The organism is Belnapia sp., from assembly GCF_059504005.1.
The window spans coordinates 1-21,204 of sequence record NZ_JCACHU010000001.1; the positions used below are offsets into that span (position 1 = coordinate 1).

The 21,204-nt window shown below is 70.2% G+C and carries 19 protein-coding genes; 8 read left to right on the forward strand and 11 right to left on the reverse strand.

The annotated features are described in order from the left end of the window. Positions 1-72: 72 nt before the first annotated feature. Positions 73-756: an isochorismatase family protein gene (locus tag AC5JJ1_RS00005; protein WP_495783064.1), complete on the forward strand. Its 684-nt coding sequence runs from the start codon at positions 73-75 to the stop codon at positions 754-756. Positions 757-813: 57 nt separating this feature from the next. Here AC5JJ1_RS00005 and AC5JJ1_RS00010 read toward each other — a convergent pair whose 3' ends face one another. The 5 genes from AC5JJ1_RS00010 to AC5JJ1_RS00030 form a co-directional block, all read right to left on the reverse strand. Next, positions 814-2,226 (reverse strand): NAD(P)(+) transhydrogenase (Re/Si-specific) subunit beta, encoded by a 1,413-nt coding sequence (locus AC5JJ1_RS00010; RefSeq protein WP_495783065.1) that lies wholly within the window; start codon positions 2,224-2,226, stop codon positions 814-816. 4 nt (positions 2,227-2,230) lie between these two features. After that, entirely contained in the window at positions 2,231-2,632 is a 402-nt protein-coding gene (locus tag AC5JJ1_RS00015) for an NAD(P) transhydrogenase subunit alpha part 2 (protein WP_495783066.1), read from the reverse strand. Positions 2,633-2,645: 13 nt separating this feature from the next. Then, a complete protein-coding gene (locus tag AC5JJ1_RS00020) occupies positions 2,646-3,803 on the reverse strand; it encodes a Re/Si-specific NAD(P)(+) transhydrogenase subunit alpha (RefSeq protein ID WP_495783067.1) in 1,158 nt (385 codons plus the stop codon). Positions 3,804-3,927: 124 nt separating this feature from the next. Next, positions 3,928-5,304: an ABC1 kinase family protein gene (locus AC5JJ1_RS00025; RefSeq protein WP_495783068.1), complete on the reverse strand. Its 1,377-nt coding sequence runs from the start codon at positions 5,302-5,304 to the stop codon at positions 3,928-3,930. Beyond that, positions 5,297-7,117, reverse strand: a complete 1,821-nt coding sequence (locus AC5JJ1_RS00030) for a M3 family oligoendopeptidase (RefSeq protein WP_495783105.1) — start codon at positions 7,115-7,117, stop codon at positions 5,297-5,299. Before AC5JJ1_RS00030 ends, AC5JJ1_RS00025 begins: the two co-directional genes overlap by 8 nt. A 132-nt stretch (positions 7,118-7,249) precedes the next feature. Between AC5JJ1_RS00030 and AC5JJ1_RS00035 the strand changes: the two genes are divergently transcribed. Continuing rightward, a complete protein-coding gene (locus AC5JJ1_RS00035; RefSeq protein ID WP_495783069.1) occupies positions 7,250-9,013 on the forward strand; it encodes an AMP-dependent synthetase/ligase in 1,764 nt (587 codons plus the stop codon). 13 nt (positions 9,014-9,026) lie between these two features. Then, positions 9,027-9,887, forward strand: coding sequence for a class I SAM-dependent methyltransferase (locus tag AC5JJ1_RS00040; RefSeq protein WP_495783070.1), 861 nt, complete (start codon positions 9,027-9,029; stop codon positions 9,885-9,887). Between the two features lie 6 nt (positions 9,888-9,893). Here the strand turns inward: AC5JJ1_RS00040 and aqpZ are convergent, their stop codons facing one another. Beyond that, positions 9,894-10,679 carry an aquaporin Z gene (aqpZ, locus tag AC5JJ1_RS00045; RefSeq protein ID WP_495783071.1) on the reverse strand — a complete coding sequence of 262 codons (786 nt, stop codon included), beginning with the start codon at positions 10,677-10,679 and terminating at the stop codon, positions 9,894-9,896. 176 nt (positions 10,680-10,855) lie between these two features. On the opposite strand from aqpZ, the gene AC5JJ1_RS00050 reads away from it, so the two are divergent. Together AC5JJ1_RS00050 and AC5JJ1_RS00055 are read left to right on the forward strand one after the other, a co-directional pair. Continuing rightward, complete coding sequence (locus AC5JJ1_RS00050; protein WP_495783072.1) at positions 10,856-11,062, forward strand: P-loop NTPase family protein; 207 nt, start codon at positions 10,856-10,858, stop codon at positions 11,060-11,062. Further along, positions 11,063-11,398, forward strand: a complete 336-nt coding sequence (locus tag AC5JJ1_RS00055) for a P-loop NTPase family protein (RefSeq protein WP_495783073.1) — start codon at positions 11,063-11,065, stop codon at positions 11,396-11,398. On the opposite strand, the gene AC5JJ1_RS00060 is transcribed toward AC5JJ1_RS00055, so the two are convergent. Continuing rightward, entirely contained in the window at positions 11,373-11,714 is a 342-nt protein-coding gene (locus tag AC5JJ1_RS00060; RefSeq protein ID WP_495783074.1) for a DOPA 4,5-dioxygenase family protein, read from the reverse strand. The genes AC5JJ1_RS00055 and AC5JJ1_RS00060 overlap by 26 nt on opposite strands. A gap of 94 nt (positions 11,715-11,808) precedes the next feature. Between AC5JJ1_RS00060 and ada the strand changes: the two genes are divergently transcribed. After that, positions 11,809-12,864: a bifunctional DNA-binding transcriptional regulator/O6-methylguanine-DNA methyltransferase Ada gene (ada, locus tag AC5JJ1_RS00065; RefSeq protein ID WP_495783075.1), complete on the forward strand. Its 1,056-nt coding sequence runs from the start codon at positions 11,809-11,811 to the stop codon at positions 12,862-12,864. Here ada and dnaE read toward each other — a convergent pair. Next, positions 12,861-16,316 carry a DNA polymerase III subunit alpha gene (dnaE, locus tag AC5JJ1_RS00070; RefSeq protein WP_495783076.1) on the reverse strand — a complete coding sequence of 1,152 codons (3,456 nt, stop codon included), beginning with the start codon at positions 16,314-16,316 and terminating at the stop codon, positions 12,861-12,863. The genes ada and dnaE overlap by 4 nt on opposite strands. 47 nt (positions 16,317-16,363) lie before the next feature. On the opposite strand from dnaE, the gene AC5JJ1_RS00075 reads away from it, so the two are divergent. Both AC5JJ1_RS00075 and AC5JJ1_RS00080 read left to right on the forward strand, forming a co-directional pair. Then, positions 16,364-17,266: a DMT family transporter gene (locus AC5JJ1_RS00075; RefSeq protein ID WP_495783077.1), complete on the forward strand. Its 903-nt coding sequence runs from the start codon at positions 16,364-16,366 to the stop codon at positions 17,264-17,266. Positions 17,267-17,318: 52 nt separating this feature from the next. After that, entirely contained in the window at positions 17,319-17,723 is a 405-nt protein-coding gene (locus AC5JJ1_RS00080; RefSeq protein WP_495783078.1) for a hypothetical protein, read from the forward strand. A 99-nt stretch (positions 17,724-17,822) separates the two neighbouring features. On the opposite strand, the gene AC5JJ1_RS00085 is transcribed toward AC5JJ1_RS00080, so the two are convergent. From AC5JJ1_RS00085 to proS, 3 genes are all read right to left on the reverse strand, one after another. Further along, positions 17,823-18,503 carry an ABC transporter ATP-binding protein gene (locus tag AC5JJ1_RS00085; protein WP_495783079.1) on the reverse strand — a complete coding sequence of 227 codons (681 nt, stop codon included), beginning with the start codon at positions 18,501-18,503 and terminating at the stop codon, positions 17,823-17,825. Then, the gene (locus tag AC5JJ1_RS00090; protein ID WP_495783080.1) at positions 18,496-19,752 is read right to left on the reverse strand and encodes a lipoprotein-releasing ABC transporter permease subunit; all 1,257 of its coding nucleotides are present in this window, start codon (positions 19,750-19,752) and stop codon (positions 18,496-18,498) included. The genes AC5JJ1_RS00085 and AC5JJ1_RS00090 overlap by 8 nt, the downstream gene beginning before the upstream one ends. Before the next feature lie 63 nt (positions 19,753-19,815). Further along, positions 19,816-21,123, reverse strand: coding sequence for a proline--tRNA ligase (gene proS, locus AC5JJ1_RS00095; protein WP_495783106.1), 1,308 nt, complete (start codon positions 21,121-21,123; stop codon positions 19,816-19,818). Positions 21,124-21,204 lie beyond the last annotated feature (81 nt).

Consider the following 21,204-nt stretch of genomic DNA (forward strand, 5'->3'; position numbering starts at 1 on the left):
GACATTCTCGACAAGGTCCGTCGAGGGAAACAAGTGTTGGAGTCAGAACACTAGCGCGTCGAGGTGCCACCCATGTCCCGAACCGCCCAGCTTCCTGCCCGGCCGGAGCCGCTCACCCTGATTTTGGAGGAGACGGCGCTGATCGTCGTCGACATGCAGAACGCCTATCTCTCGCCGGGAGGCTATATCGGCCTGGTGGGGTTCGACGTCTCCGGCGCCTCGCCCATGATCGAGGAGACAGCGAGAGTGACCGCCACCTGCCGCGCCGCCGGCATCCCCGTCATCTACCTGCAGAACGGCTTCTCGCCCGACCAGCGGGAGGCGGGTGGGCCTTCGGCGCCAGTCTGGCACAAGTCAAACGCGCTGAAATTCATGCGCGCCAACGAGGCCTATGCCGGCAAGCTCATCACCCATGGCACCTGGGACCATGCAATCGTCGAGCCGCTGGCCCCGCAGCCGGGCGATATCGTCGTGCCGAAGTCGCGCTACAGCGGCTTCGCCGAGACGGGGCTGGAGCAGGTCCTCGCTTCGCGGCGGATCAGGACCGTGCTGGTCGCGGGCGTCGCCACCAATGTCTGCGTCGAGAGCACCATCCGGGATGCCTACCACCGGGAGTTCTTCCCGGTGATGGTCACCGACGCGACCATGGCGGCCGGGCCAGGGGCGCAGCAGGCGACCGAGTTCAACGTGGAGAGGTTCTTCGGGTGGCTGACGAGAGGCGCAGAACTGCGGGCCGCCTTGCTCAACAACCAATAAAAAAGGCCGGGGAGAAGGTATTCTCCCCGGCCTCTTCATCTATTTTTGTCAGTTTTCTTAGTCGCGCTGGAGGGCCTGGACGATCTCCTGCGTGACTTTCTTGGCATCGCCGAAGAGCATCATCGTGTTGGGACGGAAGAAGAGCTCGTTGTCCACGCCGGCATAGCCGCTCGCCATGCCGCGCTTGATGAAAAACACGGTCTTCGCCCGCTCCACATCGAGGATCGGCATGCCGTAGATCGGGCTGGACTTGTCGGTCTTTGCCGCCGGATTCGTCACGTCGTTGGCGCCGATGACGAAGGCCACGTCGGCCTCGGCGAATTCCGGGTTGATCTCCTCCAGTTCCTTCACGTCCTCATAAGGGACATTCGCCTCGGCCAGCAGCACGTTCATATGCCCGGGCATGCGGCCGGCGACGGGGTGGATGGCGTATTCCACCTGCGCGCCTTCCTTCTTCAGCAGGTCGCCCATCTCGCGCAGCACCTGCTGGGCCTGCGCCACCGCCATGCCGTAGCCGGGCACGACGATGATCTTCTGGGCGTTCTTCATGATGTAGGCGGCATCCTCCGGACTGCCGGCCTTCACCGGGGCCCGCTCGCCGCCACCGCCGCCACCGGCCGAAGCGGTGCTCGCATCCGTGCCGAAGCCGCCTAGCAGCACGTTGATGATGCTGCGGTTCATGCCCTTGCACATGATGTAGGAGAGGATGGCGCCCGAGGCGCCGACCAGCGCGCCGGTCACGATCAGCAGCAGGTTGCCGAGGGTGAAGCCGATGCCCGCCGCCGCCCAGCCGGAATAGCTGTTCAGCATCGAGACGACGACCGGCATGTCGGCGCCGCCGATCGGGATGATCAGCAGGAAGCCGAGGGCGAAGGCCAGGATCGCAATCAGCCAGAACAGCGCCGCGCTGCCCGAGGCAACGAAGGCAACGATCAGCCCCAGCAGCAGGATGCCGAGGCCAAGGTTCAGCCAGTGCTGGAACTTGAAGGTGATCGGCGCGCCCGACATCAGCGCCTGCAGCTTGGCGAAGGCGATGACCGAGCCGGAGAAGGTGATGGCGCCGATGGCGAGGCCGAGCGACATCTCCACCAGGCTGCCGCCATGGATCTGCCCGGAATGGCCGATGCCGAAGCTCTCTGGCGCGTAGAAGGCCGCGGCCGCGACGAAGACCGCCGAGAGGCCGACCAGCGAGTGGAAGGCTGCAACCAGCTGCGGCAGCGCCGTCATCTGGATGCGGGAGGCGATATAGGCCCCTGCCCCGCCACCGATGGCGAGCGCGAGGATGATCAGCCCGACCCCGCCGCCGCCCATGCCGGGGCGCAGCAAGGTCGCCAGGACGGCGATGCCCATGCCGACCATGCCATAGAGGTTGCCCTGGCGGGAGGTGGTCGGGTGGGAAAGGCCGCGCAGCGCCAGGATGAAGAGGACGGCGGCGACGAGATAGGCGAGCGTCGAGAGGGTTGCGGCCACGGTCTCAGCCCTTCTTCTTCGACTGGAACATGGCCAGCATCCGGCGCGTCACGATGAAGCCGCCGAAGATGTTCACCGCGGCCAGCGCCGCGGCGAGGAAGCCGAAGACCTGGGCGGCAAGGCTCTCGCCGAGGCCGGTCGCCAGGATGGCGCCGACGACGATTACCGAGGAGATGGCGTTGGTCACGCCCATCAGCGGGCTGTGCAGCGCCGGCGTCACGTTCCAGACCACGTAGTAGCCGACGAAGCAGGCGAGCAGGAAGATCGTCAGCAGGAAGAGGAAAGGGTCGGCCGCGGCGGCGGCAGGGGCGACATGCGCCTCGGCCAGCGCACGTGCCTGCTGGGCCAGCTCCAGGGCGCGCTGCGCCGTGGCGCTGGCCTGGTTGGCCAGGTCGGTCGGGTTCATCGCAGGGGTCTCCTCAGGCGGCCTGGGCGGGGGCGAGGCTCGGGTGGATCACGGCGCCGCCACGGGTCAGCAGCACGCCCTTCACGATCTCGTCGGCCTCCGGCAGCTTCGGCGCCTTGGCCTCCTTGTCCCAGAAGGTGGTCAGGAAGGTCAGCAGGTTGCGCGCATAGAGGGCGGAGGCGGCGGCCGGGATGCGGCCGGGCCAGTTCGGATGGCCGAGGATGGTCACGCCGTTCTCGGTGGTGACCGCCTCGCCGGGCTTGGTCAGCGCGACATTGCCGCCGGCATCGGCGGCGATGTCGACGATGACGCTGCCCGGCTTCATGCTGCGGACCATCTCCGCGGTCACCAGGGTCGGCGCCTTGCGGCCCTGCACCAGGGCGGTGGTGATGACGATGTCCTGCCGGGTGATGTGGGTCGCCACCACCTCGGCCTGCTTGGCGTAGAAATTGGCCGAGAGCTGCTTGGCATAGCCGCCGGCCGTCTGGGCCGCCTTGCTCTCCTCGTCCTCATAGCCGACGAAGCTGGCGCCGAGGGACTTGATCTCCTCCTTCGCCGCCGGCCGCACATCGGTCGCCGAGACGCGGCCGCCGAGGCGGCGGGCGGTGGCGATGGCCTGCAGCCCGGCGACGCCGGCGCCCATGACGAAGACATTGGCGGCGGGGATGGTGCCAGCCGCCGTCATCAGCATGGGGAAGCCGCGGTCGAAGGCGGCCGCGCCCTCGATGACGGCCCGGTATCCGGCAAGGTTCGCCTGGGAGGAGAGGATGTCCATGCTCTGCGCCCGGGTGATGCGAGGCAGCAGCTCCATCGCCCCGGCATCGATGCCGGCCTTGGCATAGGCGGCCGCCATCTCCGGCGTCGCCTGCAACTGGCCGAGCATCAGGGCGCCACGGGGGATGAGGGACAGCTCGTCGACCGCGCCCTCGCCCTCGGCGAGCGGGGCTCGCACCTTCAGCACGATGGCAGCGCCCTGGAGGGCCGCGGCAGCATCCGAGGCGATCTCGGCGCCGGCGGCGCTGTACTCGGAATCGGGAATGCCGGCGCTGAGCCCGGCCCCGGCCTCAACGGCGACCGTAAGGCCGAGGGCGGTGAATTTCTTGACCGTCTCCGGCGTGGCGGCGACCCGGGTTTCGGCCGGGCGGCGTTCCTTGAGCACTGCAAGTCGCATGCGGGTCTCCCCCTTCGGGCGCGGAACATGCGCATGTGACGGCGGGGAGGCAAGATGGAATGTCCGAGCCGCAGCCACGGAATTGGGCAAAACCCTGCCCAAGCCCGTGAATGAGGCGCCCGGCCTATTTGGCGATGGCGCCGGCCATGGCGGCTGGAACCCTGGCTTCCTTCAGCCCATCAGCCTGGCGCTGGGCAAGCTCCGCCTCGGAGAAGTCCTTTGCCAGCTCCATGAACATCTGGTGCCAGTTGATCTGCGCCCGAAGCCGGAGGAAGACGCTGCCCAAGCCCACCGCGGCCCGGTCCATCAACGGGAATTCGCGGGGGATGCGGACGCCGCCGGTGCGCTTCAAGCCCTCATGCACCTTGGCCGCCATCTTGCGGCCATAGGACAGGTCGTCGACCTCCTGGATCGGGCGGACGCGGTCCTGCACCAGCGGCTCGTAGAGGAACTTCGCCCAGAGGCTCAGCACCTCCATCGTCTCCTTGGAGAGGTTGCGGAAACCCCAGATGCGGTAAGCCTCGGCCGCCTTCTCGTCGTCGTGGTCGCGCACCGCCTCGTAGAGCAGAATCACGCCGCCGACGAAGCTCGGCGGGAAGACGCGGATGGTGCCGAAGTCGAGCAGGTTAATGCCCTCCCGGTCCGGCCGGACCTGGTAGTTGCCCAAATGCGGATCGCCATGGATGACGCCGTACTGGTAGAAGGGCTTGTACCAGGCGCGGAACAGCGCCTGGGCATAGGCATTGCGTTCCTCGAGCGGCGGGTCCTCCTCCAGTCGCTTGATGATGGCGCGGCCGTCGAGCCAGGTCATCGTCAGCAGGCGCTTGGTGCAAAGCTCCTCGACCGGCTGGGGGATGGAGACGTCGGGCGTGCCCTGCATCATCATGCCGTAGAGGCGCATCTGCGACGCCTCGCGGAGGTAGTCGAGCTCTTCGCGCAGCCGATCGCACATCTCCTGGTAGACCTCGCCATTGTCGAGGGCGCTGTCCATCCGGCGGTAGAGGCTGACGGCGAGCTTGAGCTGGCGGAGATCGGCCTCCACCACGCTCGGCATGTCCGGGTATTGCAGCTTGCAGGCGACCGCGCGGCCGTCGGGAAGCGTGCCGCGATGGACCTGGCCGAGACTGGCCGCCGCCGCGGCCTCCCGGCCGAAGCTGGCGAAGCGGTTCTCCCAGCCCGGACCGAGCTCGGAGCCCATGCGGCGGCGGACGAAGGCCCAGCCCATCGGCGGGGCGTTGGACTGCAGGGTTGCCAGCTCCTGCGCATACTCCTCCGGCAAGGCGTCCGGCACGGTCGAGAGGAACTGCGCGACCTTCATCAGCGGGCCCTTGAGGCCGCCGAGGATGGCCTTCAGGTCCTCGGCATGGGCCGACTTGTCGGTCTTCACGCCGAAGATGCGCTCGCCGGCGACGCGGGCGGCGATGCCGCCGACGGCGCCGGAGGTGCGCGCCATCCGGCGCAGCTCGCCGAAGATCGTGCTGTCGGGGCTGCGCTCAGACATCGCGCTCGAGCTCGTCGATGAAGCCGGCGATGACGTCGAGGCCGCGCTGCCAGAAGGCCGGGTCCGAGGCGTCGAGGCCGAAAGGGGCCAGCAGCTCCTTGTGCCGCAGCGTGCCGCCCGCCCGGAGCAGGTCGAGGTATTTCCGCTCGAAATCCGCCACGGCACCGTCCCGGTACACGCCGTAGAGCGCGTTCACCAGGCAATCGCCGAAGGCGTAGGCATAGACGTAGAAGGGCGAGTGGATGAAGTGCGGGATATAGGCCCAGTAGACGCCGTAATCCTCGGTGAACTCGAAGGCGGGGCCGAGGCTTTCGCGCTGCACTTGCATCCAGAGCTCGGCGATGCGCTCGGCCGAGAGCTCGCCGCGGCGGCGCTCGTCATGCAGCAGGGTCTCGAAGCGGTAGAAGGCGATCTGCCGCACCACCGTGTTCAGCATGTCCTCCACCTTGCCGGCGAGCATCAGGCGGCGGCGCTTCGGGTCGGTCTCGGCATCGAGCAGGCCGCGAAATGTCAGCATCTCGCCGAAGACGGAGGCGGTCTCGGCGAGCGTCAGCGGCGTGCCGGAGAGCAGGTAGCCCTGGTCGCCGGCCAGCACCTGATGGACGCCGTGGCCGAGCTCATGGGCCAGCGTCATCACGTCGCGCGACTTGCCGTGGTAGTTGAGCAGAAGGTAGGGATGCGCGCTCGGCACGGTCGGGTGGGCAAAGGCGCCGCTCGCCTTGCCCGGGCGGAGTGCGGCGTCGATCCAGGGCTTGTCGAAGAAGCGGCCGCCGATCTCGGCAAGCTCCGGGCTGAAGGCGCGGTAGCTGTCGAGCACCGTGCGAACGGCATCGGGCCAGGCGATGCTGCGGTCCTGCTCCTCCGGCAGCGGGGCGTTGCGGTCCCAGTGCAGCAGCTTCGGCAGGCCGAGCCACTTCGCCTTCATGGAGTAGTAGCGGTGGGAGAGGCGCGGGAAGCTGTCGCGCACCGCCGTCACCAGCGCATCGACGACCTCGTCCTCGACCATGTTGGCGCGGTTGCGCGAGGAGCCGGGGCGCGGGTAGCGCCGCCAATTGTCGATGATCTCCTTGTCCTTGGCGAGGGTGTTGGTGATCAGCGAGAAGAGCCGCACTTGGCTGCCGAAGGCCGCCGAGACACCCTCGGCCGCGGCGGCGCGCACGCTGCGGTCGCGGTCGGAGAGGCGGTTAAGGGCGGCGGAGACGGTCAGCTCTTCATCCCCCACCTTCACCTGCATGTTGGCGATGGTCTCGTCGAAGAGGCGGTTCCAGGCGGAGCGGCCGGTGACCTCCTTCTCGTGCAGCAGCTTCTCGATCTCGTCCGAGAGCTGGTGCGGGCGGAAGACGCGGAGGTCGCGCAGCCAGGGCTGCCAGCGGGCGAGCGCCGGGCTGGCGGCGAGCTTGCGCTCGATCTCGGCATCCTCGAGGCGGTTCAGCTCGAGGGAGAAGAAGAGCAGGTGGCTGCTGATGGCCGTCACCCGTTCCTGCAGCATCTGATAGAAGCGGCCATTGGCCGGGTCGGTCGCGTCGCCGGCGAAGATGAGCTGGCCGAAGCTCATGGCGCGGCCGAGCACCTCCTCGATCCGCTCATACTCGCCGATGGCCTCGGCCAGCGCGTCGCCGGAAAGGCCACCGAGCTTGCCCGAAAGGCGGGCGGCGAAGGCCTTGCCCGCCTCCTCCGCCCGATCCAGATCGGCGGCGAGTGCCGGATCCTCGGGGGAGGCATAAAGGTCGGAAAGATCCCAGACCGGCAGGGGCGGGCCCGCCTCGCCGCCGGCATCGAGGGGTGAGAAGGCCGGCCCGCGGAGGGCCGACAGGCGGAAGGCCCCAGCCGCTGCATCTGCGGCGGCGTGGGGCGGGGTCGATTGGGGCTCGGCTCGGGTCACGGCATTGCATATATGGCGCTAGCAGGCAGGGCCAAGCGGTCAAGCAGGGAGGAAAAGCCACGGATGCCGGATATCGGTCCTACCCAGGCGGGCGTCTTCGCGGGCAGCCTCGGCGCGACGCCCTGGGGCAGCCTGCCCTGGATGCTGCTCGACATCGCCCGCACGCGGCCGGAGCGGCCGATGGTCCGATACTGGCGGAACGGCGGCTGGCAGCGGCTGAGCTGGGGCGAATTCGCCCTCGGCGTGGCCAGCGCCGCGGCCTGGCTGCGGGGGGCGGGCGTCATGCCGGGCGACCGGGTGGTGCTGGTGAGCGAGAGTCGGCCGGAGTTCAACATCGCCGATGTGGCGCTGATGGCGATCGGCGCCGTCACCGTGCCGACCTACACCACCAATACCGATGCGGACCATGCGCATATCCTGCGCGACTCCGGGGCGCGCATGGCCGTCGTCTCCTCCGCCGCGCTCGCCGCGCAGGTGGCGAAGGCGGCGCCGGAGGGGCTGGACCTGCTGATCGGCCTCGAGGCCCGGCCGGCGGAGGGCGCTGCGGCGCGGGTTGCCCACTGGCCGGAGCTGCTGGCCGAGCCGGGCGACCTGCCGCTGCTGATGGCGGAGGTGGAGCAGATCCCGCCCGGCCGCCTCGCCTGCCTCATCTACACCTCCGGCACCGGGGGCACGCCGCGAGGGGTGATGCTGCCGCACCGGGCGATGCTGGCGAACCGCGACGGGGTCGCGGCGCTGGCCAAGCGCCTGCGGCTGGACGGCACAGTCTACCTCTCCTTCCTTCCGCTCTCGCACAGCTACGAGCATACGGTCGGCGTCTTCCTCCTCCCCTCGCTCGGGGTGGAGGTGATCTATTCGCGCGGGGCGGACCGGCTCTCGGCCGAGTTCCAGGAGTTCCAGCCGAGCATCATCACCGCCGTGCCGCGCCTCTTCGAGGTGCTCCGGACGCGGATGCTGGCCCAGCTCGAGAAGGAGGCGCCCTTCCGCCAGCGGCTCTTCCGCCAGGCGCTGGCGCTCGGGTTGAAGCGGGCGGATGGCGGGCACCTCTCCCTGCTGGAGCGAGTGCAGGATGCTGTCCTGGAGCGGCTGGTTCGGGAGAAAGTGCGGGCCCGCTTCGGTGGCCATCTCCAGGCGATGGTCTGCGGCGGCGCGCGGCTCGACCCGGATCTGTCGGGCTTCTTCATCGGCCTCGGCCTGCCGCTGATCCAGGGCTACGGCCAGACCGAGGCAGGGCCGGTGATCGCGGTCAACCCACCCTGGGACAATGCGCGGCGCACGGTCGGCTATCCCCTGCCGGGGGTGGCGGCGATGCTCGCCGCGGACGGCGAGCTGCTGGTGCGCGGCCCCCTCGTCATGGACGGTTACTGGCGCAACCCGGAGGCGACGGCGGCCGCGATCCGCCCCGTGGAGCCGGATGAGGCGCCCTGGCTGCATACCGGCGACGTGGCGCGGATCGAGGCCGGGCGGATCACTATCACCGACCGCAAGCGGGACTTTATCAAGACGCTCGGCGGCGACATGGTGAGCCCGGCCAAGCTGGAATCGCTGCTGATGGCGGAGCCGGAGATCGCCCAGGCCGTGGTCGCCGGCGAGGGGCAGCCGGGCGTCGTCGCCCTGCTGGTCGCGGCCGATGGCCAGGAGGCGGCGCTCGGCCAGGCGGTGGCACGGGTGAATACCCGCCTCGCCAGCATCGAGCGCATCCGCCGCTGGGCGCAGGCGCCGGCTGCCTTCTCCGTGGAGAACGGGCTGCTGACGCCGACCATGAAGGTGAAGCGCCGCGCGGTGCTGGAGCGCCATGCGGCGGAGATCGCGGCGCTCTACAAGTAGGAGGGGCCAGCCCATGCCGAGCGAGGGGCCGAACGCGCCGCAGACGGCGTATTGGAACGGGCCGTCGACCCGGGCCTGGGCGCGGGAGCATGAGCGGATCGACGCCCGCTTCGCCCCGATCCTCGAGCTGTTGCTGGAGAGGGCGGCGCCGCGCCCCGGCGAGCGGGTGCTCGATATCGGCTGCGGCAGCGGCACCTCGACCATCGCCCTGGCGGAGCGGGTGGGGCCGGCCGGCCAGGTGCTTGGCATCGATATCGCGGCGGAGTCGGTCGAGGTGGCGCGGTGCCGGATCGCTGCGGCGGGACTCGCCCAGGCCGAGGTGCTGCTCGCCGATGCCGCGGCGCATCCCTTCCCGCCCGGCGGCTTCGACCTGCTGGCCTCGCGCTTCGGAGTGATGTTCTTTCTGGAGCCCGTGGCCGCCTTCGCCCATCTGCGGGCGGCCCTGCGGCCGGGGGGGCGGGTCGTGCTCGCGGCCTTCCGCAGCCCGGCGGAGAACCGCTGGACAACCGGTGCCGCGGCGGCTGTGCGGGACCTGATCCCGCCCCCGCCGCCGCCCGGTCCGGAGGAGCCGGGGCAATTCGCCTTCGCGGATCCGGCGCGGGTGGAGCGCATCCTGCGCAGCGCCGGCTTCGCCGAGGTGGCGCTGGCGCCGGAGGATGTGCCGATGCGGCTCGGGGCCGATGCAGCGGAGGCGGCGGGTTTCGCCATGACGCTCGGCCAGGTCAGCCGGGCGCTGCAGGATGCGCCGGAAGGGGCACGAGATGGGTTGCGGGAGGCGGTGCGGGACCGCCTCCTCGATTTCTACCGGGCCGCGGAGGGCCCGGCGGGCGTCACCCTGCCCGCGGCGATCTGGCTGGTGACCGCGCGGACCTGAGCCCTGTCAACGCGGCTGGCGCGCCGGCATCGGCGCCAGGGCCTCCGGCTCGGCGGTCAGCGCCTCGGCTGCGGCGACAGCGCGGTCGATCGCATCCGCCGTCCCCTCCGTGCTCAGCCAGCGATGCAGCAGCCCGCCCGCGATCGCGCCGAGGATGGGCGCCACCCAGAACAGCCAGAGCTGCTGCAGCGCGAGGCCGCCGAGCACGAAGGCCGGGCCGGTGCTGCGCGCCGGGTTCACGCTGGTATTGGTGACGGGGATGCTGACGAGGTGGATCAGCGTCAGGCACAGGCCGATGGCGATGGGGGCGAAGCCCGGCGGGGCGCGCATGGAGGTGGCGCCGAGGATGACGATGAGGAAGAAGAAGGTCATCACCGCCTCGGTGAGGAAGCCCGCGGCCAGGCCGAATTTACCGGGCGAGGCATCGCCGAAGCCGTTTGCCGCCAAGCCTTTCACCGCAAGGTCGAAGCCCGGCTGGCCGGAGGCAATGGCATACAGCAGGAAGGCGCCGGCAACGCCGCCGACCACCTGCGCGGCAATGTAAGGCAGCGCCTCCGAGCCCTGAAACCGGCCGGCGGCGACGAGGCCGCAGGTGACCGCAGGGTTCAGGTGGCAGCCTGAAATATGCCCGATCGCAAATGCCATCGTCAGCACCGTCAGCCCGAAGGCGAGCGACACGCCGAGCAGGCCGATGCCGACATCCGGGAAGGCGGCGGCCAGGACGGCACTGCCGCAGCCCCCAAGCACAAGCCAAAGGGTTCCAAGGAACTCCGCTACCAGTTTACGGGACATGGGATATCCCCCCCAAGGGTGGCAGGGAACACGACCTCCCGCTGGATTCGTATACGCTCTTTGTTGCTATTCGAGATACATCACGCAAAGATGACAAACCTGTCATCGAAACCCGCTGATGCTTCCGAAGCCGGATCGTGTCTTGAGAAGTGCGGCCAAATCCCGCATGGCGGGACGTGCGCCGAATCCATGTCATGGGCGCCTCCGGCAGCGGGACGACGACCCTCGGGGCGGCGCTCGCCCGGCGCCTCGGCTGCCCGCATCACGATGCGGACGACTATTTCTGGCTGCCCACGCCCACAGACCCACCCTTCACCGAAGCGCGGCCGCCCTCGGCGCGGCTCGAGCGCCTTTGCGCGGCGCTGGCAGAAAGCGGGGACTAGGTGCTGTCCGGCGCCGTCACCGGTTGGGGCGAGCCTTTGGTCGAGCGCTTCTCCCTGGTTGTCTTCCTCAGCCTGGACCCGACCACCCGCATGGCGCGGCTGCGGGCGCGCGAGGCAGCGCGGTATGGCACGCGGATCGAGCCCGGCGGTGACATGGCAGCGGTGCATGCCGGCTTCCTGGCCTGGGCAGCAGCCTATGACACGGCCGGGCTCGGCCAGCGCAGCCGAATCCAGCAGGAGAGCTGGCTGGCCGATCTCCCCTGCCCTGTGCTGCGGCTCGATGCCGCGCGGTCGGTGGAGGCGCTGCTCGCTACTCGGGCAGCACCTCCAGCCTGAGCGGCAGCACCGCGCCCATCCAGAGCGCGTGCTCGCCGTGGTCGGCGCGGTGCCGTCCGGTCTCCGGATGGACCAGGATGGCGAGGCCGGCGCGGTTCAGCGCGAGGAAGGGCAGAAGGCCGGGCAGCAGCTCCGGCCCGAAGGCGACCTGGTACATGGCCGAGGGATGTGGGCCGACCGGCACCTCGTGCCAGCGGCCAAGCACCGCTGCCGGGAAGCGGGTGGCGATGGCATCGCGGAGCGCGGCGGCGGTGCCGCGGGTCGTCGCCGGATCGTAGTAGACATGGGCATGCCAGCCCGTGATCGTCTCGGTCATCGCCCGCTCCCTCTCATGCCGAGGCAATGCCCGGATGGCCGCCCCGGCCCCGCATCGCCATCCTGATGCCAGCAGCGACGACGAGGATAGACCCATGCTCGACCAGGATGCCCTGCGCTGGGAAGCCCTGCTGGCCCGCGACCCGGCGCCCGATTGCGGCACTTTCCTTTATGCCGTCACGACCCAGGGGGTGTATTGCCGGCCCGGCTGCCCCTCCCGCCCGCCGCTCCGGCAGAATGTGCGCTTCTATGCCGATGCACCGGCGGCGGAGGCAGGGGGCTTCCGCGCCTGCAAGCGCTGCGACCCGAAGGGCGAGCGCGCCGCCATCCATGCCGCTGCCATCCGCGCCGCCTGCGACCTGATCGAGGCGAGCGAGGCGACGCCCTCCCTGGCGACGCTCGCCGACCGGGCTGGCTATGCGCGGCACCATTTCCTGCGGCTGTTCAAGGAGATCACCGGCGTGACGCCGCACTCCTACGCGGCCTCGGTGCGGGCCCGGCGGCTGCAGGCCTCGCTGGCGGCGGGCGACCGGGTGGCGGAGGCCGTCGCCGGCGCCGGCTATGGCAGCGAGAGCCGGGTCTATGGGGCGCCGGGCCGGGTGCTCGGGATGACCCCGGGCGCCGCGCGCCGCGGCGGCGAGGGCGAGACGATCCGCATCGCCACCGCCACCAGCGCCCTCGGTCCGCTGATGGTTGGCGCAACGGAGAGTGGCGTCTGCTTCATCGGCTTCGCCGAGGGTTTCGACGCGCTCGAGGGCGATGTGCGGCAGCGCTTCCCCAAGGCGCGCATCGAGCCGGCGCCGGAGGCTCTGGCGGAGACGGTGCGGCAAGTGGTCGAGTTCCTCGAGGAGCCGAAGGCCGCCCTCGCCCTGCCGCTCGACCTGCGCGGCACCGCCTTCCAGCGCCGGGTGTGGGAGGCGCTGCAGGCCATCCCCTTCGGCGAGACGCGGACCTACGGCCAGATGGCCGTGGCCATCGGCGCCCCGCGGGCGATCCGAGCCGTGGCGCGCGCCTGCGCGCAGAACCATGTCTCGCTGGCGGTGCCCTGCCACCGCGTCGTCGGCGCCGATGGCGACCTCACCGGCTATCGCTGGGGCGTGCCACGCAAGCGGGCCCTGCTGGCGAAGGAGCGGGCGGGGGCGAAGGGCTAGACCGCCTCCACCTCCGCCACGCCCGGCAGCACCTTCATCGCCTGCATCAGCCGGGGCGAGACGTTGAACTTGCCGGGCAGGGCCAGCTCCACCTCCTGCCCCTCGCCGGTGCGAGCGACGACGACGACGCGGCCGCGGCCCTTGCCCTCCCGCTCCAGCAGCGCGCGGATCGGGTCGACGGCGGCGGGACCCTCAAGCCAGAGGCGGATGCCCTGGCCGACGCCCTGGCTTGCCTTCTCGAGGCTTTCCACCTCGCTCGCGGTCAGGCGCAGCGCGTCGTTGTCGATGCGCGCCTCGGCCTTCACCAGCAGCGCGTTGCCCTCGGTCAGCAGGTCGCGGACGCGGTTCAGCACCTCGCTGAACAGCGTCACCTCGAAGCTGCCGGTCTGGTCGGACAACGTCAGCCAGCACATGCGGCTGCCGGTGCGGGTCGGCCGCTCCTTGGTGGCGACGACGGTACCGGCGAGCGTCAGCTTGGCGGAGCCGCCCTTGGCGCGATCGGCGATGGCGTGGAAGGGCGTCACCCCGAGGCGCTTCAGCACCTCCTTGTAGGTGTCGAGCGGATGGGCCGAGAGGTGGAAGCCGACGGCCTCCGCCTCATAGGCCAGCTTCTCGAGCTGCGGCCAGTCGGGGATGGGCTTGAGGCGCAGCGGCACCGGGCCGCCGGTGCTGCCGAACATGTCGGCCGTCGGATCCTCGCGGCGCTCGGCGGCCTCCTGCGCGGCCCGCAGCACCACCTCGGCCCCGGCGACGAGCCTCGCCCGGTTGGGCTCCATCGCATCGAAGGCGCCGGCCTTGGCCAGATTCTCGATCTGCATCTTGTTGAGCAGCTTCGGGTCGACCCGGTGGGCGAACTCGGCGACCGAGGCGAAGGGCCGGCCGGCATCGCGCGCCGCCACCAGCGCCTGCATCGCCGCCGCGCCGACCCGCTTCACCGCCGCGAGCGCGAAGCGGATCGCCGGCTTGCCATCCTCCTGGTGCTCGACGAGGAAGAAGGCGCCGGAGCGGTTGATGTCGGGCGGCAGCACGGGGATGCCGAGGCGCGAGCACTCCTGCATGTGCCCCGCCAGCTTCTCCGTCTTGTCGAGGTCGAGCGTCATGGAAGCGGCGAGGAAGGCGACGGTGTGGTTCGCTTTCAGCCAGGCGGTCTGGTAGCTGACCAGCGCGTAGGCGGCGGCGTGCGACTTGTTGAAGCCGTATTCCGCGAACTTCGCCATCATGTCGAAGATCTCGGTGGCCTTGGCCGGCTCGATGCCGTTCCTGACCGCGCCCTCGGTGAAGATGGCGCGTTGCTGCTCCATCTCCTTGGCGATCTTCTTGCCCATGGCGCGGCGCAGCAGGTCGGCGCCGCCGAGCGAGTAGCCCGCCAGCTCCTGGCTGATCTGCATCACCTGCTCCTGGTAGACCATGATGCCGAAGGTCTCCTCCAGGATATGGTGGATCTTCGGGTGCGGGCTCTCCCAGGGCTCGCCATGCTTGCGCTGGCAATAGGCGGGGATGTTGGCCATGGGGCCGGGGCGGTAGAGGGAGACGGCGGCGACCAGATCCTCGAAGCGGTCGACCTTCATCTGCCGCAGGCAGTCCCGCATGCCCTGGCCTTCGAACTGGAACACCCCGGCGGCGTCGCCCTTCCGCAGCATCTCGTAGGTCTTGGCATCGTCGAGCGGGATGGCGTTGATGTCGATGTCATGCCCCTGCCCCTTCAGGATCTCCAGCGCCTGCTCGATGACCGTCAGCGTCTTGAGGCCGAGGAAGTCGAACTTCACCAGGCTCGCCTGCTCGACATACTTCATCGAGTACTGGGTGATGAGCATGTCGCTGCGCGGGTCGCGGTAGAGCGGGACGATGTCGATCAGCGGCTTGCGGCCGATGACGACGCCGGCCGCATGGGTCGAGGCGTTGCGGTAGAGGCCCTCCAGCTGGTTGGCGATCTCGAGCAGGCGCGCCACCTGCTCGTCGCCGTCGCGCATCTGCTGCAGCCGCGGCTCGCCCTCGATCGCCTGGGCGAGGGTCACCGGCTTCGCCGGGTTGAAGGGGATGAGGGAGGCGATGCGGTCCACCTGCCCATAGGGCATGCCGAGCACGCGGCCCACGTCGCGCACGGCGGCCTTCGCCTGCAGCTTGCCGAAGGTGATGATCTGCGCGACCCGGTCCTCGCCATATTCGCGGCGGACATAGGCGATGACCTCGTCGCGCCGGTCCTGGCAGAAGTCGATGTCGAAATCCGGCATCGAGACGCGCTCAGGGTTGAGGAAGCGCTCGAAGAGCAGGCCGAAGCGCAAGGGATCGAGATCGGTGATCTGCAGCGCCCAGGCGGCGACCGAGCCGGCGCCGGAGCCACGGCCGGGGCCGACCGGGATGGGCGGCACCTGCGCCTTCGCCCATTGGATGAAGTCGGCGACGATGAGAAAGTAGCCGGCGAAGCCCATGCTCTCGATGACGCCGAGCTCGTATTCGAGGCGCGTGTCATAGACCTCGCGCCTGTCGGCCTCGATTCCGGCGGTATCCAGCCGGGCGGCAAGGCCGCGGCGCGCCATGTCGCGCACCGTCTCCGCCTCGGTCATGCCGGGCTGGACCTTGGGGCAGATCGGCAGTTCGGGCTTCTTGGTCTCCGCCATCACCGCGCAGCGGCGGGCGATGGCGAGGGTGTTGTCGCAGGCGTCCGGCAGGTCGGCGAAGAGGGCGCGCATGGCGGCCGCCGGTTTGAACCAGTGCTCCGGCGTGACCCGGCGGCGGTCCTTCTCGGCCAGGACCCGGCCCTCGGCGATGCAGAGCAGGGCGTCATGCGCCTCATGCATCGCGGGCACGGCGAAATAGACGTCGTTGGCCGCGACGATGGGCAGGGCGAGCTCATCCGCCAGCGCCAGCAGCGCCGGCTCGATGGCCTTCTCCATGTCGAGCCCATGGCGGTGCAGCTCCACCGCCAGCCGGTCGGGGAAGGTGGCGGCGAAGCGGCGCAGAAGCGCCTCCGCCGGCTCCCGCCGGCCTTCCGCCAGCAACCGGCTCACCGGGCCGAGCGTGCCGCCGGTCAGCAGGAAGATGCCCTCCGCATGCTCCTCGAGCGTCGCATAGGAGAGGCAGGGCTTGCCGGAGGGATCGCTGCCGAGGAAGGAGCGGGAGGTCAGGCGCTGGAGGTTGTCGTAGCCGCGGGCATCCATGGCCAGGGCGACGATCGGGTCGGGCGGCAGGCGCTCCGCCTCGGGCCGCGGGTCGGAGGCGGCACGGGAGAGCCAGAGCTGGCAACCCATGATCGGCTGGATGCCCTTGCCCTGGCAGGACTGGGCGAATTCCAGCGCGCCGAAGAGGTTGGCCGTGTCGGTGAGCGCCACCGCCGGCATTCCCGCATCCTTGGCGAGTGAGGCCAGCTTCTCGGCCTTGATCGCGCCTTCCGAGAGCGAATAGCTCGAATGGACATGGAGGTGGACGAAGCTGGCCGTCGAGTCGTCGCTCATGACGGCAAGACTAGCACGAAGGCCCCTGCCCCGGCATGATCCGCGCGATGCCGGAACAGCCCAGCCGCGCCGTGGTCGCCGCCGGCGTCCTCGCCATGTTCATGTTCAGCGCCAATTTCGCCGCCTCCGGCCATGCGCTGGCGGCGGGGCTGTCGGTGCCGGACCTCGTCTTCATCCGCTACGGTACGGCCGGGCCGCTCTTCCTCCTGCTGCTGCTGCGGATCGGGCTCGGCGGGCTCGCCTGGTGGCGGGCCGTGGTGCTCGCGGCGCTCGGCGGGGCGCCCTACTTCCTGCTGACGGCGATGGCCCTGCACTTCGCGCCGGCGGTGCATGCCTCGATCCTCAACCCGGGCGGGACCATGGTCTTCGCCCCGCTGCTCGCCTGGTGGCTGCTGCGGACGCCGCCCGAGACCGGCGTGCGGATCGGGCTGCCGGTGATCGCGGTCGGCCTGCTTCTGATCGGCGGGGCGGGGCTCGGCGAAGGCAGCGGCCAGGTCTGGATCGGCGACCTGATGGTGCTGGCGAGCGGCTTCAACTGGGCGCTCTACGGGGTGCTGATGCGACGCTGGGAGGTGAGCGGCTTGCGGGCGGCGGCCATCATCGGCGCCGTCTCGCTGGCCTGGGTGCCGGTGCACCTCGTGGTCTTCGGGATCGATGGCGTCGCGGCGCATCCGGCCGAGGCGCTGCGGCAGGCGGGCTACCAGGGGCTGATCGCGGGCGGCCTCGCCATCGTGCTTTACAGCCGGGCGGTGGTGGCGATGGGGCCGGCGCGGGCGGCGCTCCTGCCGCCCCTCGTCCCGGCGCTCGGCGTGCTCTGGGCCTGGCTGCTGCTCGGCGAGCATGTCACGCCCATGCAGGTCGCCGGCATGGTGACGGTCATCGCAGGGATGCTCTGCGGCGCGCTCTGGCGGAGCGACAGACGCGACAATCAGCCGGCGCGGGCGGGATGAAGCGGCGACACGGCGGTGGCACATCCCCACCCCTCGAAAGGAGGAAACGCCCATGTCCCGCCTGCCTGCCCTGTTCCTCGCCGCCGCCGGCTGCTGCCTGGTCGTCGGCACCGGCTTCGGCATCGCCATGGGGATCGCCCATGACTTCCACCTGGCGCCGGTGCATGCGCATCTCAACCTGGTCGGCTGGACGACGCTGGCGCTGATGGGGTTGAGCTACCGGGCCTGGCCGCAGCTGGCCGCGTCCCCGGTGCTGGCGCCGCTGCAATTCGCGCTCTCGGCAGGCTCCGCGGTGGCCTTCCCGACGGGGATCTACCTGTCGATCGAGCACGAGGCGCCGGGGCTCGCCATCGCCGCGGCGCTGGCCTTCCTCGGCGGTGCGGTGCTCTTTCTCGCGCGGCTGCTGCCGCTGGCCCTGGCGCGGCGCCCGGCCCGGGAGATGGTCGCCGCCGAGTGAGGCCTGGAGCGAGCGTCGATCCGGTGAGAGCACCTGATCGCGCTCGTTCGTCCGGCCAGGAACCTTGTCCGGCTCCTGGGAGCGGGGCCAAGGAAACGCCTAGCCCGCCACGATGCAGCCGTCGCGCAGCGTCACCACGCGGTCCATGCGGGCCGCGAGCGCCGGGTTGTGGGTGGCGATGAGCGCGGCGACGCCCTGGTCGCGCACCGCGGCCAGCAGCTCCCCGAAGACCAGGTCCGAGGTTCCGGTGTCGAGATTGCCGGTCGGCTCGTCGGCGAGCAGGATGCGCGGCGCATTGGCGAGCGCGCGGGCGATGGCGACGCGCTGCTGCTCGCCGCCGGAGAGGCGACCGGGACGATGGTGCTCCCGCCCCGCCAGGCCGAAGCTGCCGAGGAGCTGGCGCGCGCGGGCCTCGGCCGCGGCGCGCGGCGTGCGGTTCGCCATCTGCGGCAGGACGACGTTCTCCGCCGCGGTGAATTCCGGCAGCAGGTGGTGGAACTGGTAGACGAAGCCGATCTCCGTGCGGCGGATCGCGGTGCGAGCATCGTCGGAGAGGGTGCCGGCGGCGCGGCCGGCGACATAGACCTCGCCGGCATCGGGCCGTTCCAGCAGCCCGGCGAGGTGCAGCAGGGTCGACTTGCCCGTGCCGGACGGGGCGACGAGGGCGACGATCTCGCCTGCGGCCAGCGTCAGCGCGGCGCCGGTCAGCACCGGCAGCTCGCCCGCCTCGGTGCGGAAGCGGCGGACGACGGCGTCGAGCCGGAGCGGCGCCTCACTCATTGCGCAGCGCCTCCACCGGGTCGAGCCGCGCGGCGCGCCAGCTCGGATAGACCGTGGCCAGCAGCGAGAGGCCAAGGCCCATCAGCACCACCTGCACCACCTCATTGGGGTCGACCACCGCCGGGAGCTGGGACAGGAAGTAGACCTCCGGGCTGAACAGCTCGGTCCCCGTGAGGGCCTGCAGCGCCTCGCGGATGCGCTCGATGTTGAGGCAGAAGACGAGGCCGAGGCCGAAGCCGATCAGCGTGCCCATGACGCCGACCGAGGCGCCGCAGAGCAGGAAGATGCGGAGGATGGCGCCGCTCGTCGCCCCCATGGTGCGGAGGATGGCGATGTCGCGGCCCTTGTCCTTCACCAGCATGATGAGCGAGCTGACGATGTTGAAGGCGGCCACGATGATGATGAGCGTCAGGATCAGGAACATCACGTTCCGCTCGACCTGGACGGCGTTGAAGAAGCTGCTGTTGGCGTCCTGCCAGTCGATGATGCGGACGGGATGCTCGGCCCCGAGCGCCCGGCGGATGCCGAGGTTGACGGCGCGGACGCGCGTCGGGTCGTCGACGAAGACCTCGACCTGCGTCGCCGCGTCGCCCGTCTGGAAGAAGAGCTGGGCGGCCTGCATCGGCAGGTAGACATAGCTGGTGTCGTACTCGTTCATGCCGATGTTGAAGAGCGCGACCACGCGATAGGCACGGACCCGCGGCAGGGTGCCGAGCACGGTGGTGCGGCCCTGGGGCGAGACCAGCGTCACCCGGTCGCCGACGCCGATGCGGAGCTTGCCGGCGAGGCCGGTGCCGATGACGATGCTGTCCTCGCCGTCGAACTCCGCCAGCGACCCGCGGCGGATGTTGCCCGCGATGATCGCCTTGGCGCGCAGATCTTCCGCCCTGATCCCCCGCGCGAGGCCGCCCGTGGCGCCGCCCTGCTCGCTGGTCAGCAGCACCTGGCCCTCGATGATGGGCGTCGCGGCGGTGACCCCCTGGACGCGGCGGATGGCCTCGGCCAGCGGGTCGTAGTCGCGGAGCGGCCCGCCATCGGCGGAGTAGACGCCCAGATGGCCGTTGAGACCGAGGATGCGGCCGAGCAGCTCCTGGCGGAAGCCGTTCATCACGCTCATCACGATGATCAGCGTGGCGACGCCGAGGGCGATGCCCACCAGGGAGAAGATGGCGATGACGGAGACGAAGCGCTCGCCCTTCCGGGCGCGCAGATAGCGGAAGGCAACGGCACGCTCGAAGGCGTTGAACATCAGTGGTCCATCCGATTCACGCTAGGCTCCTCGCTTGCTGCGGTATTCCGCGGCCGGATCGCGTTAGGCCCGGATGCGGGCGATGGCGTCCCCGAGCGGGAGCTCGAGCCGTTCGCCGGTGGCGCGGCGCTTCAGCTCCACCTTGCCGGCGGCTGCGCCGCGCGGGCCGATGATGGCCTGCCAGGGGTAGCCCATGAGGTCGGCATCGGCGAATTTCACGCCGGCGCGCTCCGGCCGGTCGTCATAGACGGCATCGCCGGGGAAGGCGGCGTAGAGCTGGTCGCAGAGCGCATCCGTCGCGGCATCACCCTGCTTCAGGTTCAGCACGGCGAGGCGGAAGGGGGCGACGGCGTCGGGCCAGATGATGCCCGCCTCGTCATGGCTCGCCTCGATGATGGCGCCGACCAGGCGGGAGACGCCGATGCCGTAGCTGCCCATCTCGGGCGCCACCGGCTTGCCGTCCTGCCCCTGCACCTGCAGGCCCATCGAGGCGCTGTACTTGGTGCCGAAATAGAAGATGTGGCCGATCTCGATCCCCCGCGCCGAGACCTGGCGCTCGGCAGGAATGGCGTTCCAGGCCGCCTCGTCATGCTTCTCGTCGGTCGCGGCGTAGCGGCTGGTCCAGAAATCGACGATGGGCGACAGGTCGCCCTCGTAGTCCGGCGCCTGGCCAAGCACGTCGAAGTCGAGCAGGTCGCGGTGGAGGTAGACCTGGCTCTCCCCGGTCTCGGCGAGGATTAGGAACTCGTGGCTGAGGTTGCCGCCGATCGGGCCGGTATCCGCCTGCATCGGGATGGCCTTCAGCCCCATCCGTGCGAAGGTGCGCAGATAGGCCACGAACATCTGCTGGTAGCTGCGCTGCGCGCCGGCATAGTCGAGGTCGAAGCTGTAGGCGTCCTTCATCAGGAATTCGCGGCCGCGCATGACGCCGAAGCGGGGGCGCACCTCGTCCCGGAACTTCCACTGGATGTGGTAGAGGTTGCGCGGCAGGTCGCGGTAGCTCCTCGCATAGGTGCGGAAGATCTCCGTCACCATCTCCTCGTTGGTCGGGCCGTAGAGCATGTCCCGGTCGTGCCGGTCCTTGAGGCGCAGCATCTCCGGCCCGTAGGCGTCGTAGCGGCCGGACTGGCGCCAGAGATCGGCGGTCTGGATGGTCGGCATCAGGATTTCCTGGGCGCCGGCGCGGTCCTGCTCCTCGCGGACGATCTGCTCCACCTTCTGCAGCACCCGCCAGCCGAGCGGCAGCCAGGCATAGATGCCGGCGCTGGTCTGCCGGACCATGCCCGCGCGCAGCATCAACCGGTGCGAGGCGATCTGCGCATCGGCCGGGGTTTCCTTCAGGGTCGGCAGGAAGGCGCGGGAGAGGCGCAAGACGGGCTCCAAGGGCTTGATCGGGCGCCGGAGACTAGTGGTGTAGGACCCGCCCCGCCAGTGCCCAGGTTTACAGTGGGT

Bases quoted from the DNA above. Each gene is read 5' to 3' on its own strand.
- AC5JJ1_RS00005 (WP_495783064.1), top strand. From the start codon at position 73: ATGTCCCGAACCGCCCAGCTTCCTGCCCGGCCGGAGCCGCTCACCCTG.
- AC5JJ1_RS00015 (WP_495783066.1), bottom strand. From the start codon at position 2,632: ATGAACCCGACCGACCTGGCCAACCAGGCCAGCGCCACGGCGCAGCGC.
- AC5JJ1_RS00020 (WP_495783067.1), bottom strand. From the start codon at position 3,803: ATGCGACTTGCAGTGCTCAAGGAACGCCGCCCGGCCGAAACCCGGGTC.
- AC5JJ1_RS00025 (WP_495783068.1), bottom strand. From the start codon at position 5,304: ATGTCTGAGCGCAGCCCCGACAGCACGATCTTCGGCGAGCTGCGCCGG.
- AC5JJ1_RS00035 (WP_495783069.1), top strand. From the start codon at position 7,250: ATGCCGGATATCGGTCCTACCCAGGCGGGCGTCTTCGCGGGCAGCCTC.
- AC5JJ1_RS00040 (WP_495783070.1), top strand. From the start codon at position 9,027: ATGCCGAGCGAGGGGCCGAACGCGCCGCAGACGGCGTATTGGAACGGG.
- aqpZ (WP_495783071.1), bottom strand. From the start codon at position 10,679: ATGTCCCGTAAACTGGTAGCGGAGTTCCTTGGAACCCTTTGGCTTGTG.
- AC5JJ1_RS00060 (WP_495783074.1), bottom strand. From the start codon at position 11,714: ATGACCGAGACGATCACGGGCTGGCATGCCCATGTCTACTACGATCCG.
- ada (WP_495783075.1), top strand. From the start codon at position 11,809: ATGCTCGACCAGGATGCCCTGCGCTGGGAAGCCCTGCTGGCCCGCGAC.
- dnaE (WP_495783076.1), bottom strand. From the start codon at position 16,316: ATGAGCGACGACTCGACGGCCAGCTTCGTCCACCTCCATGTCCATTCG.
- AC5JJ1_RS00075 (WP_495783077.1), top strand. From the start codon at position 16,364: ATGCCGGAACAGCCCAGCCGCGCCGTGGTCGCCGCCGGCGTCCTCGCC.
- AC5JJ1_RS00080 (WP_495783078.1), top strand. From the start codon at position 17,319: ATGTCCCGCCTGCCTGCCCTGTTCCTCGCCGCCGCCGGCTGCTGCCTG.
- AC5JJ1_RS00085 (WP_495783079.1), bottom strand. From the start codon at position 18,503: ATGAGTGAGGCGCCGCTCCGGCTCGACGCCGTCGTCCGCCGCTTCCGC.
- AC5JJ1_RS00090 (WP_495783080.1), bottom strand. From the start codon at position 19,752: ATGTTCAACGCCTTCGAGCGTGCCGTTGCCTTCCGCTATCTGCGCGCC.